Raw genomic sequence first — 14,706 nt, 5'->3', positions numbered from 1 at the left:
TACGGAGTGTGTAGCTAAGACAGAACAATATTCACGATAGAGATAAGGGTGAACACCAATAGTGCAGCCATTAGAACGCCTACGACGACATAGTACTTAAAGTGGCCCGCATTGAAATCTTGTTGACGCTTCTTTTCCGTTTGAACACCAAACATCGCAGCAGCAACACTTTGCAAAACACTCCAAATACTGGGTGCTTTTGATCCCGTACTCTTAAACTCTGATGGGTCCATAAAATACCTTTATCAGTGAATATCGTAAGCATAATGTTAACACTAGAGTAAAAAAGAGGCTAGCACAGTGGCTAGCCTAACAACATTACGATTTAACTTGATGCTCATCTCTTAAGACTCGGCGTAATATCTTGCCGACATTGGTTTTGGGTAGCTCATCTCTAAATTCGACCACACGTGGAATTTTGTAAGCGGTCAAATGCGATCGACAGTGAGCGATTAACTCATCTTTGGTTAACGAATCATCCCGCTTCACCACACAAATTCGCACCGCTTCTCCAGTCGCATCATTCGGTTGCCCTACTGCAGCAACCTCAAGAACCTTATCGTGCAACGCGACAACATCTTCAATCTCATTTGGGTAGACATTAAAACCAGACACAATGATCATATCTTTTTTACGATCAACGATGTGCAAAAAGCCCTGGTCATCAAACTTCACAATATCACCGGTTGATAACCAACCATCGTCAGTAAGAATATCTCTCGTCGCCCCTTTCCGATTCCAATAGCCACTCATGACCTGAGGCCCTTTCACTTGTAACTCACCAATCTGATCTTGTGCTAACACCTGGCCCTCTTCGTCTACGATTCTAATATCAGTAGAAGGAACAGGAAGACCAATTGACCCGTTATACTGTTCTAAATCATAAGGGTAAGCAGCGACTAATGGTGAACTCTCTGTTAACCCGTAACCCTCTAATAGATGATTTCCGGTTACTTTTTTCCACTTCTCCGCAACCGAGCGCTGTACAGCCATGCCTCCGCCAACGGACAAGTGAAGATTCTCAAAATTAAGCTCATGAAAATCTTCATTATTTAATAGTGCATTAAACAGCGTATTCACTCCGGTAATCGTAGTGAATACGTGATTTTTCAGCTCTTTAACAAACGCTGGGATATCTCTAGGGTTGGTGATCAACACATTGAGTCCACCAATCTCAATAAACAGCAGGCAATTCACGGTTAGCGCAAAAACATGATACAGCGGCAATGCGGTGATCACGATTTCTCGTCCTTCAACCAATACCGGGCCATAAGCCCCTTTCGCTTGCAGTAAATTGGCCAACATGTTGCGGTGAGTCAGAATCGCCCCTTTTGCTACTCCTGTCGTACCACCAGTGTATTGTAAGAAGGCAATATCTCCCCCTTTCATAAAAGGTTTGATGTACTGCATTCTTCGGCCACGTTGCAGTGCTTTTCGCATCGAAATTGCACCAGGAAGATGGTACTTAGGCACCATTCGCTTTACATATTTCACCACAAAGTTAACCAGAGTCCCTTTGGCTCTAGGTAGCTGATCACCTAAATTAGTGAGAATGACATTTTTAATCTCGGTCTTTTCAACCACCGCTTCTAAAGTGTGAGCAAAATTGGAGACGATCACGATGGTTTTAGCGCCAGAATCAATCAACTGATGCTCTAATTCACGCGGGGTATAGAGAGGGTTAACATTCACAACCACTAGACCAGCACGCAGAATGCCAAATAGGGCGATTGGGTATTGAAGTAGATTAGGCATCATTAATGCGACACGGTCGCCTTTTTTCAGCTTCAATTCATTTTGTAAATAGGCAGCAAACGCTCGACTGCGCTCTTCCAATTTACGGAAAGTCATCACCGTACCCATATTGTTATAGGCGGGTTGATCGGCAAATTTATGAACCGAAGTTTCAAACATTTCTAACAGCGATTGATATACGTCTGGGTTGATCTCTGCTGGTACATCCTGCGGATAACGCGAAAGCCACATTTTTTCCACGCTGTTTCTCCTATATTTATCTATTTATTATTCTATTAACGGTCATAATCACAAGCTGAGTAGTTACTCTAAATTAGAGTATAAGRGACTCATAATTATGGTCAAATATAAAATTTAACTCTGTACGCCATACGATGTTAATGGTTAGTTAACAGAATTTACATACTCAACAATACGCATAGCGGTAAGCTTAGGGTTTTCCAAGTGGCAATGATGTCCACCCGGCATCGTTTCAACACTTAYATTTTTAAAATGATTAATTCTCGTCTGCATACTCTTTAGTCTTGAGTACCCTTTTTCACCCAAAATAGCTAACACAGGGCACTCTATATGACTAACAATGTCTAAAGCATGAGCCTCAGACATCCGATAAAGCGAGTCGCATTTTAATTTAGGGTCATGGCTCCAACGTATCGTCTCACCATCAAAATAGGTTCCTCGGTCAACTATAGGTTGTAATAACGTTTCAGGGAGGTGGTTGACTTGGCTTCTTAAAAACAGAGCTTCTTTTCTGTTTTTAAGTGCTCTAGAGGGTTTTAGCCTGACTCGACTACGACTTAATACTCCATCCCTTAATCGTTTAGAAGCCGTTGTGCTCGGCTCACTTAATGGCCCTAGCCCTTCGATCATTAATAATGCAGTGACTTTTTCAGGAAAAGCGGCACAGTAACAGCTTGCCACCAACGCCCCTAAAGAGTGCCCAATAATGACCAATTTTCGACTCGGTAACCGAGCAATTATCTGATGTAACAGGTCAACATAATCCACAAAATGGTAAAAGTTATTAGCCCCTCTAAAAGTCGATAACCCATGCCCAGCCCAATCAAAGCTAACACAATAGTGATTATCACTTAATTCAAACAGAGCATTCATGGTGGTTTCAAAGGTGGCACAATTGTCCTGCCAGCCATGTAAAAGCAGTAATGTATATTCTGAATCAGGTCTGCCAATGGTGCGCATTGCAACCTCTCCACCATCAAGAGCCATCGTCGATTCGGTTATCATTGTGCTGTGACTTCTTGAGTGATTTTGCCTGTTGCGCGACCACCGTGAGAACGAAAGCTTCGGCAATACAGTCCATAACAAGGAGAGTGATAAGAGCCTACATCATTAATGATGACTCGCTCCTCGACCTTCCATAGTTGGTGTCCGTACCCTACAATCACAGGAAAACGTTGAACAAACTCTCCGACTTTCCCCTCTTCATCAGGGGCACTGTGGCCAATAACCGTAATTAATCGGCCTGCTGAATAGGTCACAGGATCCACAAAGCCATCAAAGTAAGCGACAAAACGGCCTTTAGGCTCGGTACTAATACTGGGTTTCCCAATAGAAGAAATTGGAAGGTTAACGACTTCGATTCGAGTTTTATCTTGTAAGTTCTCTACAAGAGCAATCACACCACCTAACCGAACATCGCCACCAGAACCTTGATCATTCACCAACCGTTGTAACGTCGTCATCGGTTCAGGGGTCTGGGATTGTAACGCCTCAGGAAGCGAGGTGCAGGCGGATAAAAAAAACGACAATAACACAATAAATAAGCGGTAATTCATAATTAACTCGTTGTTTTAAGAGAGATAAACTTGATTTATCATGGGGTGAGATTAGGTATAAATATCGACCCCCATTAGTCGTGAAAGTTCATCTCTTTTCTCTTGATGAAAAACGTTCATGTATTGTTCTAAAGCTTGTCGAGACTTTCCTTCTGGCAGATCATACTGAATATGGGCTTGAGCATGCTCTTTTTCGCTCAACGTTAAATCATGCCGAGTTCCAGATTCAATACCACGCACAACCGCAGTAGCGACCTTCGTCGCTTCAGTGTTTAGCGGCCTATCAGTTGCAATAGGCACGACTGATTTTTGCTGTTTTACGCTCTGTGTGTTCGGCGTAATCGCCGGTGGCATACCTTGAATCGAAACCATAATGTCGACGTTATTCCTTATTCCCTACCTGGCAGTTTTTTCCACGTCACTTTATCGCGTAGATAGACTGGGCTGGCATTTTCGGCCTCAACCGCTTCATTTCGTTGAAACGCAAACTGAGCTAACATGGCCATATCTTGAGCTTCAGGATATAAAACCCCGCTCTCAGTGGTGGTTAATGCTAATCCACTGAGCACTTCTGGGTATGCAGCCCATCCAGTGCCAACCGTCAGCCATTCACTCTCTATATCTTTAGTTTTAGCTAATAGTTCTTCAGGAGGCAAGACACATTCAGCAAAACTTGGCGCCCAATCACCATCACTTTGGCGTTGGTACATTCCCCAATATACTTCTCCCATGCGGGCATCAATTGCCGCAGCTACCTGTGTGGCTTGATGATGCCTATAACCAGCTTGCGACATAGCAGCAAGTGTTGATACACCAATCATTGGAAGATCAGCGCCATACGCTAAACCTTGAGCGATACCTATGCCAATTCTTACCCCAGTAAAGCTACCAGGACCACGTCCAAATGCTAAAGCATCCAGTTGAGAAAGAGATAAACCGCTCTCAGATAATACTTGATCAACCATGGGAAGAATCTTAATGGTATGCTCACGTGGAGCAACCTCACATCGAGTTATCACTTCACCATCCATTACGATGGCAACAGAGCAGTTTTCAGTTGCTGTATCAACAGCTAAAATTGTTGCAGACATTGGAGCCTCGGACAAATTGTAGATTTCTGTATGAATATAAATTTAGGTGTTACGTTTTTTCGCTCTCATTACTCGCTAGGAAATCAGAAACCAAACTAAGATCTCGTGTCCTAGGTATAGGAGGAAGGCTATGCAAAAAAACCGAACCGTACTGTTTGGTGACTAAACGGTTATCGCAGATAATTAACACCCCTTTGTCTTTCTGATCACGGATCAAGCGCCCAACTCCCTGCTTTAAAGTGATCACCGCATCAGGGATCTGAACTTGAGAAAAAGGTTCCCCCCCTTTAAGACGACAGTCTTCAATTCGCGCCTTTAACAGCGGATCATCGGGAGCAGTAAACGGTAATTTATCGATAATAACACAGCTTAAGGTGTCTCCCCTAACATCTATCCCCTCCCAGAATGCCCCTGTCGCAACCAAAAGCGCATTACCCAATTCCATAAACTCAGCCAACAATCTTTGCTTAGACGTTTCGCCTTGAACCAATACGGGGAGGTCTAACTGTTCTCTAAAACGCTCGGCGAGCTTTTTCATCATTTGGTGCGAGGTACACAAAAAGAAGCATCGCCCTCCATTTTTGATAATCACTGGCAGCAACATCTCCACCAGTTTCTCGTCCATGCCAACGCTGTTAGGTTCTGGCAAAAATCTTGGTACGCATAATAGCGCTTGATTTTGATAATCAAAAGGGCTGGGCAGAGAAAATTGCTGTGCAGGAATCAATCCTAATCGCTGAGTGAAGTGACTGAAGTCATCTTGTACTGCCAACGTCGCAGAAGTGAATATCCAGCTTCCTTGCTGCTGTTCAATTTGATCTTTGAATTTTTCAGCGACAGAGAGCGGAGTGATGTGCAAGGTGAAATGGCGTGGTGTGCACTCAAACCAGTAAGAGTACCCCGTTATTGATACATCACAAACCCTCTCTAAACGGGCTTTTAATAGCGATGCTCTATCAAAAGCAGTATCAAGCAGTTGACTACGACCTAATGCAATTTTTAATACGTCATGCACCAATTCTAATGCATCTTTCAAACGTAAAAGCTCTCGTTTAATCGGTTCAGATTTTAAGGCATCTCGCCAGTTACCGCGAAAACCAGGATCGCCTAACACAATGCGTAAATCCATAGCTGATTGAGAGAGGCGGTCTGCGATTTTTTGCAGTTGTCGCATATCTCGCGCTTCAGTCCGATAGCCAATCTCTATGTCTTTGGCTAAGTCCACCAACTGCCGACTTGACAGGCTCTGTCCAAAATAGTGACTGGCGATATCGGGAAGCTGATGCGCTTCATCAAAAATAAAGACATCCGCCTCAGGGATCAACTCACCAAATCCCGTCTCTTTAATGGCAATATCTGCTAAGAACAGATGATGATTCACCACTACGATATCTGCATCCATGGCTTTCGCTCGCGCTTTATTTACAAAACAGTCGCCAAAGCTTGGGCACTCTTTTCCTAAACAGTTGTCATTACTTGAGGTGACGGTTGGAATTAATGGGCTGTCTTCGGCAATCGCATCACACTCTCCTAAATCGCCAGATTTTGTCGATGAGGACCAGCGACGAATTTTAACCAATTGAGAGAGCAACGTTGGATCTGAGTTACTGTCATGACTCTCAATCATCTGTCGACTTAAGCGATCATGACAGAGGTAGTTGGATCGTCCTTTTAACAACGCGACTCTGCCAGTAAACGCTAAAGCATTCACCATTAAAGGTAGGTCTCGGTGAAAAAGCTGTTCTTGCAGATTTTTTGAACCGGTACTGATTATGATTTTTTTACCACTGATCAGAGCGGGGGCAAGATAAGCAAAGGTCTTTCCCGTTCCTGTTCCCGCTTCAACCACCAACTGAGACCCATTTTTAATGGTGTTATGTACCGCGTTGGCCATATCGAGTTGAGGTTGGCGAGGCTGGAATCCTGGGATTACTTTTCCTAATGCGCCCGAAGCTGAGAATATTTTTGAAATCATAAATTATGTTTATTCATACAGTAGTGAGCGGGTAAGTATGCCAAGTTTAAGATGTGCAAACAAGCGAGAAAGCTTTGACCTGCGCCTTGTTTATAGGTACAACAATAAGAGACACAAAAAAAACATAGCCTGGATGAATAATGGAAAGAAAAGTACTCCTCACCGACTGCCCCGACTCTCGTGGTCTGATCGCTCAAATAACGAACATCTGTTACAAACATCAACTTAACATTATTCATAATAACGAATATGTCGATAATACTTCTGGTCAATTCTTTATGAGAACCGATCTGGAAGGCTATTTTAATGATGAAGTATTGCTCGCTGATCTCGATAGAGCACTACCTGAAGGGAGCCATCGCGCTTTAATCAGCTCTTCACGAAAAAAAGTGGTCATCATGGTGACTAAAGAGTCTCACTGTTTGGGTGACATTCTAATGAAAACCTATGATGGCAGCTTAAATATTGAAATCGCTGCTGTGGTCGGAAATTACGATGTTTTGGCCAGCTTAACGGAAAAATTTGATGTTCCATTTCACCATGTCTCTCATGTGGGTTTAAGCCGAGAAGAGCATGAACAGAAAATGTTGGATATTATTCACCGTTATCAAGCTGACTATATTGTACTGGCAAAATACATGCGCGTATTAACCGAGCAGTTTGTCGCCTCATTTCCACACAAAATAATCAATATTCATCACAGCTTTTTACCCGCCTTCATTGGTGCAAAACCGTACCAACAAGCCTATGATCGTGGGGTTAAAATCATCGGAGCAACCGCGCACTTTGTTACTAACGACTTAGATGAAGGTCCGATCATTAAACAACAAGTCATTCCGGTTGATCATAATTTCAGTGCCCAAGATATGGCACAAGCGGGGCGCGATGTTGAAAAAACCGTGCTCAGTAAAGCACTGAACAAAGTGGTTAATGACCATGTGTTTGTTTATGGAAACCGTACGGTAATTCTATAAGAATTAACGAGTTAAAACGCCTTTGTTTTGACTCGTTTATTTCACTTACTGCTGTTCACTCTCAATAACCTTCTTTAAAGAGTGCGGGTGCAGTTTAATGCAGACGCCATTTTTCTTAAAGGCGATAGTGGGATTAGATAAACGTTCATTCTCCCCTTGAGGACTGTTTAATTTTACCTTAATGCCCTTTTTCTCTAATTCACTCCACTGCTCTTCCAGTTTAGGAAATACGGTTAATACATCATCCAAAAACGTCTCAACGGTCACAGCAGTTGATGGAATTACCCATTCAATATGCTCCCACCCCTGTTGTTCATACAGCTTCTCTCCTGGATAAGGCAGTTCAAGACACTCAACTGACCATTTGCCAGCCTTAACAGGTTCATCAAAACCCAATACGATAATAGGCCTGCCGTTGATCATTGCACTTGACCACTCTTTAGCAAAAGAGAGCCATTGTTGATGAGACTCTTTGGCCGTATTAAAGTCATTAATTCTTACTGCTATGTGATCGGCTTGGTAATCGTCTAATTCAATGCCAAGCTCATGAATTAATCCATCAATTTTTTTCATGAAAATTGGCAGTGAATGCAATAAATGTTCCGATGAGAGAGACTGTACTTCTAAGTTATTCATATTTTTCTCTTCTAAATGCGATCAAATGGGAATGAGATACTGAATAAGATAATCAGCGTCAAATTTGGACAGAAAAAAAACAATTCTGTTCAACTTTAGGATGTTAAAAGGAGATACTTTACTGGTATTATAGGGCAATAATTCTGACCAATATATCCCAACAGTCGTCAGAAATTGATTCTAGCAATTCTGCTTTTTAAATTTAAGTTGTCCAAAGGAAAAGCGTGTGAATATTCAAGCACTATTAAATGACAAGGTTTCTCAGGCTCTCGAAGCCGCAGGTGCGCCAGCTAATAGCCCAGCAGCGGTTCGACAATCTGCAAAAGTTCAATTTGGTGATTACCAAGCTAACGGTGTTATGGGCGTTGCTAAAAAATTAGGCACGAATCCACGAGAGTTTGCACAAAAAGTTATTGATGCTCTTGACCTTGACGGCATTGCATCCAAGGTTGAAATTGCCGGTCCTGGATTTATTAATATCTTCTTATGCAGCAAATGGCTCTCTGCACAAACAGATGCCGCGATGTCTGACTCTCGTTTAGGCCTAAATGTAGAAAAACAGCAGAACATTGTTGTTGATTACTCAGCCCCTAACGTCGCTAAAGAGATGCACGTTGGTCACCTACGTTCAACCATCATTGGTGACTCTGTCGTGCGTACGCTGGAGCACTTAGGTCACAATGTTATTCGCGCCAACCATATCGGTGATTGGGGAACACAATTTGGTATGTTAATTGCCAATTTAGAACGTGTTCAACAAGAGCAAGGCGAAGTGTCGATGGAACTTTCTGATTTAGAAGCTTTCTATCGCGAATCTAAAAAGATGTATGACGAAGATGAAGAGTTTGCTGCTCGCGCTCGTAACTACGTGGTTAAATTACAAGGCGGCGACGAATACTGTGCCAAAATGTGGAAAAAACTGGTTGATGTCACTATGGTGCAGAACCAAATCAACTACGACCGTCTAAATGTCTCCTTGACCCAAGAACATGTCATGGGTGAGAGTAAATATAACTCAATGCTTCAGGGCATTGTAGACGATCTCAAAGCACAAGGTTTAGCGGTTGAGAGTGATGGCGCAAATGTGGTTTACCTTGACGAATACAAAAACAAAGATGGCGACCCAATGGGTGTTATCGTGCAAAAACGCGATGGTGGCTTCTTATACACCACCACCGATATTGCCTGTGCTAAATATCGTTATGAAGATCTAAAAGCCGATCGTGTGTTGTACTTCATCGATTCACGTCAGCACCAGCATTTGATGCAAGCGTGGACCATTGTTCGTAAAGCTGGCTATGTACCGGAAGACGTGACGCTTGAGCACCATGCGTTCGGCATGATGCTAGGTAAAGATGGTCGCCCATTTAAAACCCGTGCTGGTGGTACCGTGCGTCTTGCAGATCTTCTTGATGAAGCTCAAGAGCGTGCAACTGCCCTTATTGAATCAAAGAACAAAGATTTATCTGCTGACGAAAAATCACACATTGCCACTACCGTTGCAATGGCTGCAGTTAAGTATGCTGACCTGTCTAAGCACAGAACGACCGATTACATCTTTGATTGGGACAACATGTTGGCCTTTGAAGGTAACACAGCACCTTATATGCAGTATGCTTATACCCGTGTTGCGTCTATCTTCACTAAAGCAGGCATCTCTGAAGCAGACTTAACTGGAACCATCTGTATTGCAGATGATAAAGAGAAAGTACTTGCTGCTAAGTTACTTCAATTTGAAGAAGCAGTTCAATCTGTCGCTCGTGAAGGTCAACCGCACTTAATGTGTAGCTACCTGTTTGAGCTTGCTGGAAACTTCTCTAGTTTCTATGAGGCTTGCCCTATTCTTAATGCAGAAGAAGCAACGAAACAGAGTCGTTTGAAACTGGCTCTACTAACGGCAAAAACCATTAAACAAGGTTTAGATCTGTTAGGCATTGAAACCTTAGAACGTATGTAAATTCTTGGTTATTAAAAAAGCCCTGTCATTTTGAAGTGATAGGGCTTTTTTTATCTACGCTCAACCTGGTTAGTACAACTGACTGCCATCTGGCCTTGAGCGCAGTAAGTTTAACAGCCACATATACTGCTCAGGACGATCTTGTACTAAGGTTTCAATGGCTTGATTCATCGCTCTTGCATCGGTCGCTTCATCGCCACTTGGTAAATTCTCAATGGCAGGTAACACATGAATTTCATAGATGCCGGTTTCAGAATTATACGCTGGCAACATAGGAACAACTTTTGCTTTTGATAACTTCGCCAGTTTACCAAATCCTTTCAGTGTTGCTTTTTGCGTACCAAAAAATGGAACAAAAACACTCGCTTTTGGTCCATGGTCTTCATCAGGGAGATAATAAGCAAGGTAGCCTTCTTTAATCGAACGAATCAAAGGTTTAATCCCCGCACTTCGAGCATAAATCTTTCCGCCATACTGAATTCTTTGTAAGTGCATAAGCCAATCAGTAATTGGGTTTCTTTGCGGCTTCATCATAGTCGACACTTGATAACCACGTGAGGCGAGTAACACCCCGGCAAAATCAAGAGCCCAACTGTGAGGACCTAAAATAATGATATTTTCACCCTGGTCGAGTAGTGAAAACAAATGCTCACCACCAATAAACTTGCCTCTCTTTTCATTAAACTTACGGCTGCGCACCAGTCGCTCTGAAAAGCCAAGCATAACTTGAGCACCTGTAACGTAAGATTTGAATAAAATATCACTTCGTTCTTCAGCACTTTTTTCAGGAAAGCAGTGTTGCAAATTTAGCTGAGCACGTTTCATGCCTCGACTGGGACGTTTTAAAACCTGCTTCACAACCCAAGCCGCCAGTGAATCTCGAATTCGAAACGGAACAAAAGCTAAAAAGAAAGCCAAGACAATACCGAGCCAAGTAGGCCAGTATTTTGGATGTAGAAAAGACCACTGAAAAGTGGGTGAATAGAGTGATTTGTCTACTTTTTCTGTCATGCTATAAGTGTCTACATATTTAGATAGAATACTATGGTATAACATTCAGAAACCTTAAGGAACTGGCTAATGACTTTTACCTTACACCCACGATTATCCGCCGATACAGATAGGCTTGGCGAACTGCCTCTTACTTTAGTCCTACTAAGTAAAGAGCATGTTGGCCCTTGGATCATTTTAGTCCCCAAGGTGCCTGAACTAAAAGAGATACACCATCTTCCAGAGTCATCACAAATCCAGTTGATTAAAGAGTCGAGTTTTATCGCTCAACTGCTTGAGAGTCATTTTTCTCCAGATAAAATTAACCTTGGTGCTCTGGGTAACCTAGTACCACAACTGCATTTGCATCACATTGCACGATTTACTTCAGATATCGCCTGGCCTGGCCCTATTTGGGGGAATACGGACGGCAGTAAACGCACGATCCAACAACAACAGCAACTGATCAAGCAACTACAAAAGCACTTAGCAGAGAATAGTGAGTTCTCAATAGATTGATCCAGACAAAAACACCCTATTCGCTCTACCACGAATAGGGTGCTTGAGTAATCCATTTTCAGGACACCGTACATTACCTGAGCACGGTCACCGACAGCTCATCACTGCCATTACAGCGGTACCAAACCTCATCTGCCTGTTGACAGTTCGCTGAATCACCAGAGCCAAGCAGTTCACGGCTAACCTCTCCTCGTTGAATCCAAACATCAAGCATGGCATCTACACCGTCTTGACTCATCCCAAACTGTTTAACCAACTCAGTTCGACTCACTCTACCGTGCATCTGAATATAAGATTTCAACTCAGTAAGAATCATACCGCAACACTCTCTAAGCGTTCGCTCTTCTCCCCTTGCAGCTTCAACATGTACACCGTGGCTGCCATAATCGCAATAAAGAAAGCGATCCAACCAGCGCTCTGCTGAGGGTGATCAGAGAAGTGAGCGATTTGATAAAAAATAGTCGCAAAGACGTAGGCTAACAGCATGGTCCAAGAAGAGATAAACAGAGCGTACTTTTTACCAAACTCCCTTACATAAGCTCCAACTGCGGCAACACAAGGCGTGTAGAGTAAAATGAAAATCAAATAAGAGAATGCTGCAGCGCCACTGACAAAGTGAGACTTTAGATTACCAAATATCGAATTATCAACCTCTTGATCAGCCGCTACAGATTCGGAATCTGTCAGATCCCCCACATCAACACCTAGCGGGTCAGAATAGTTTAATCCAGTTAGATTGTCAGGGATTGACATCACCGCATCCGTTAGACTTGCCATTAAATCAAACGTCTCAACGTCATCATTCGACGGTGAATAGAGGCTATTCAGTGTACCAACAACCGCTTCTTTAGCGAAAATACCCGTAATAATGCCTACGGTTGCCTGCCAATTATCTTCCTTAACACCAATTGGGGACAACAGTGGCGTAGCATACTGTGCAGCTTGTGAAAGCACCGAGTGTTCACTGTCTTCATTTCCAAAGCTTCCATCCGTTCCGAGAGAGTTAAAAAAACTGAGAATAGTCACCACCACCACAATCGTTTTACCCGCGCCTAATACGAAGCGCTTTAATTTCTGCCATGTTTTGATCAGCACGTTTTGCAACGTTGGTAACTCGTAATCAGGCATCTCCATTAAAAAATTATCACTGCGTCCTGGATAGAGGGTATTTCTAAGCAGTATACCGGTGAGTACTGCGACCACGATGCCAAGAATATAAAGACCAAACACCACATTTTGACCATCTTGAGGAAAGAATGCTGCAGCAAACAGAGCATAAACAGGAAGGCGAGCACCACAAGACATAAACGGAGCCATCGCCGCCGCCAGTTTACGCTCTCGCTCTTGCTCTAAGGTTCTCGTTGCCATGATGGATGGCACATTACAGCCAAAACCCAATACCAGTGGCACAAACGCTTTACCAGGCAAACCAATTTTTTGCATCACCTTATCAAGCACAAATGCCGCCCTCGCCATATAACCAGAGCTTTCTAAAATGGCTAAAAATAGATAGAGACAACCAATAACAGGGATAAAGGTAGCAACCGTTTGAATACCGCCACCTACACCGTCTGCAATTAGCGTCACTAACCATACGGGAAGGTGTGCATCAAGAAGAGCGTGAGAACCATCAACTAGCAGCGCTCCAACACCGATATCAAAGAAATCAATAAATGCCCCACCTATGTTTATCGAAAACATAAACATCAGGTACATCACTAAGAAAAAGAAAGGAATACCGACAAATTTATTCAACAACACCCGATCAATTTTTTCACTCAAGCTATGGCTTACTTTACCATCTTGTTTACGGAAACGTTGGCAAACTCCATGAAGGAAGGTGTAACGAATATCAGCGATATGAAAATCAGACTCAATGGTGACTGACAGTTTATTTTTAATATTCTCAATTCGGTTACGCTCATCTAAAGCCAGCGTATTTAATACTAATACGTCGCTCTCTAACGCACGAATGGCTAACGATCTTGCTGTTGCAATTTGATCGTTAAAACCGGTTTCTATCTCTAAAATCGCCTCTTCGATATCACAACCATAATCGAGCATAAGTTCATTCATCTGAATGCCCTGCACGATCAGCTTATGCAGCTTCTCTTTAAATTTCAGTACTTGTTGTTTGTTATTCGCAGACAGAGTCAAGATAGGACAACCAAGCGTTTGCTCAAGTTTTTTAACATCTAATGTCTGACGCTGACGTGTTAATACATCCATCTTATTGAGCACAATCACCATAGGGCGACCTAACTCACGCAGTTGAAGCGTCATATAAAGACTACGTTCTAAACATGAAGCATCCACGACATTGATAATCACATCGGCAGGGCTAGTAAGAACCGCTCGAGCGGCAATACTTTCATCTAAACTATTAACGTCATTGCCACTATCAAGCGAATAGATTCCGGGCAGATCCGTTAATAAAAAATCGTTACCTGAACAGCTATATTGTCCGGTTTTTTTCTCAACAGTAACCCCTGCCCAATTTCCCACTTGCTGTTTGGAGCCAGTCAATCCATTAAAGAGGGTGGTTTTTCCACTATTTGGGTTACCAACGGTCAATATTTGATAGTTCATACTTCAACCTCAATCAGTTCCGCTAGCTGTTTTCTAAGTGCTAATGATGTTCCTCGTACACTGATTTGAAGTGGGTCTCCCATAGGAGCACGTCTGATTACAGCAACCTGAGTTTGAGGTAATACCCCCATCACCATTAATTTCTTTCTAATATCTGCTGAGAGAAGTGACATATTTGTTACGGTGACGACGGCACCGTCTTCTAATTCGATCAATTTCATAACTTAACCACAAATGATAACGATTAGTATTTCATTAAATACTACTCTTACCACTCTATCCTGTATTGAGCCACGTCAAGGTTGCCCTTGAAAATTAAAATTTCGAAAATAATTTTTATTGTGATTAAAATTGAATTGCATCTTTATGAAGCAAAATCACTGTTTTAATGCAAAGCTGCACACTGGTTTAATTATGTTAATAA

The 14,706-nt window shown here is 42.6% G+C and carries 15 protein-coding genes; 3 read left to right on the top strand and 12 right to left on the bottom strand.

The window, feature by feature from the left end; translation table 11 throughout:
* Nucleotides 1-14 precede the first annotated feature (14 nt).
* The 7 genes from L4C32_RS10375 to yoaA all read right to left on the bottom strand — a co-directional run bounded on the left by L4C32_RS10375 (nt 15) and on the right by yoaA (nt 6,617).
* A complete protein-coding gene (locus L4C32_RS10375; protein ID WP_428196809.1) occupies nt 15-233 on the bottom strand; it encodes a DUF2970 domain-containing protein in 219 nt (72 codons plus the stop codon).
* Between the two features lie 85 nt (nt 234-318).
* Complete coding sequence (fadD, locus tag L4C32_RS10370; protein ID WP_428196808.1) at nt 319-1,995, bottom strand: long-chain-fatty-acid--CoA ligase FadD; 1,677 nt, start codon at nt 1,993-1,995, stop codon at nt 319-321.
* A 144-nt stretch (nt 1,996-2,139) separates the two neighbouring features.
* Nucleotides 2,140-3,000 (bottom strand): alpha/beta fold hydrolase, encoded by an 861-nt coding sequence (locus tag L4C32_RS10365; RefSeq protein WP_428196807.1) that lies wholly within the window; start codon nt 2,998-3,000, stop codon nt 2,140-2,142.
* Complete coding sequence (locus L4C32_RS10360; protein WP_428196806.1) at nt 2,997-3,551, bottom strand: Slp family lipoprotein; 555 nt, start codon at nt 3,549-3,551, stop codon at nt 2,997-2,999. The genes L4C32_RS10365 and L4C32_RS10360 overlap by 4 nt, the downstream gene beginning before the upstream one ends.
* 51 nt (nt 3,552-3,602) lie before the next feature.
* Nucleotides 3,603-3,923 carry a chromosome partitioning protein ParA gene (locus L4C32_RS10355; protein WP_428196805.1) on the bottom strand — a complete coding sequence of 107 codons (321 nt, stop codon included), beginning with the start codon at nt 3,921-3,923 and terminating at the stop codon, nt 3,603-3,605.
* A 17-nt stretch (nt 3,924-3,940) separates the two neighbouring features.
* Entirely contained in the window at nt 3,941-4,642 is a 702-nt protein-coding gene (gene tsaB / locus L4C32_RS10350) for a tRNA (adenosine(37)-N6)-threonylcarbamoyltransferase complex dimerization subunit type 1 TsaB (RefSeq protein WP_428196804.1), read from the bottom strand.
* Between the two features lie 49 nt (nt 4,643-4,691).
* Nucleotides 4,692-6,617, bottom strand: a complete 1,926-nt coding sequence (gene yoaA / locus L4C32_RS10345; protein ID WP_428196803.1) for a DNA repair helicase YoaA — start codon at nt 6,615-6,617, stop codon at nt 4,692-4,694.
* A gap of 140 nt (nt 6,618-6,757) precedes the next feature.
* Here yoaA and purU point away from each other — a divergent pair, with 140 nt between their 5' ends.
* Nucleotides 6,758-7,591 (top strand): formyltetrahydrofolate deformylase, encoded by an 834-nt coding sequence (gene purU, locus L4C32_RS10340; RefSeq protein ID WP_428196802.1) that lies wholly within the window; start codon nt 6,758-6,760, stop codon nt 7,589-7,591.
* A 45-nt stretch (nt 7,592-7,636) separates the two neighbouring features.
* On the opposite strand, the gene L4C32_RS10335 is transcribed toward purU, so the two are convergent.
* A complete protein-coding gene (locus L4C32_RS10335; RefSeq protein WP_428196801.1) occupies nt 7,637-8,227 on the bottom strand; it encodes a VOC family protein in 591 nt (196 codons plus the stop codon).
* Nucleotides 8,228-8,453: 226 nt separating this feature from the next.
* On the opposite strand from L4C32_RS10335, the gene argS reads away from it, so the two are divergent.
* A complete protein-coding gene (argS, locus tag L4C32_RS10330; RefSeq protein ID WP_428196800.1) occupies nt 8,454-10,184 on the top strand; it encodes an arginine--tRNA ligase in 1,731 nt (576 codons plus the stop codon).
* A 69-nt stretch (nt 10,185-10,253) separates the two neighbouring features.
* On the opposite strand, the gene lpxM is transcribed toward argS, so the two are convergent.
* On the bottom strand, nt 10,254-11,195 hold the full coding sequence (gene lpxM / locus L4C32_RS10325; protein ID WP_428196842.1) for a lauroyl-Kdo(2)-lipid IV(A) myristoyltransferase: 942 nt from the start codon (nt 11,193-11,195) through the stop codon (nt 10,254-10,256).
* A 69-nt stretch (nt 11,196-11,264) separates the two neighbouring features.
* On the opposite strand from lpxM, the gene L4C32_RS10320 reads away from it, so the two are divergent.
* Nucleotides 11,265-11,693 carry an HIT domain-containing protein gene (locus L4C32_RS10320; RefSeq protein ID WP_428196799.1) on the top strand — a complete coding sequence of 143 codons (429 nt, stop codon included), beginning with the start codon at nt 11,265-11,267 and terminating at the stop codon, nt 11,691-11,693.
* A gap of 73 nt (nt 11,694-11,766) precedes the next feature.
* Here L4C32_RS10320 and L4C32_RS10315 read toward each other — a convergent pair whose 3' ends face one another.
* From L4C32_RS10315 to L4C32_RS10305, 3 genes are read right to left on the bottom strand one after another with little or no spacing between them, the layout of a single operon-like run.
* A complete protein-coding gene (locus L4C32_RS10315; protein WP_428196798.1) occupies nt 11,767-12,009 on the bottom strand; it encodes a FeoC-like transcriptional regulator in 243 nt (80 codons plus the stop codon).
* A complete protein-coding gene (gene feoB, locus L4C32_RS10310) occupies nt 12,006-14,282 on the bottom strand; it encodes a Fe(2+) transporter permease subunit FeoB (protein WP_428196797.1) in 2,277 nt (758 codons plus the stop codon). Before feoB ends, L4C32_RS10315 begins: the two co-directional genes overlap by 4 nt.
* Nucleotides 14,279-14,503 (bottom strand): FeoA family protein, encoded by a 225-nt coding sequence (locus L4C32_RS10305; protein WP_428196796.1) that lies wholly within the window; start codon nt 14,501-14,503, stop codon nt 14,279-14,281. Before L4C32_RS10305 ends, feoB begins: the two co-directional genes overlap by 4 nt.
* Nucleotides 14,504-14,706: the final 203 nt, after the last annotated feature.

It is taken from the genome of Aliivibrio kagoshimensis, from assembly GCF_050337105.1.
GTDB lineage: Bacteria > Pseudomonadota > Gammaproteobacteria > Enterobacterales > Vibrionaceae > Aliivibrio_A > Aliivibrio_A kagoshimensis.
This window is presented reverse-complemented; position numbering and strand designations above follow the sequence as displayed.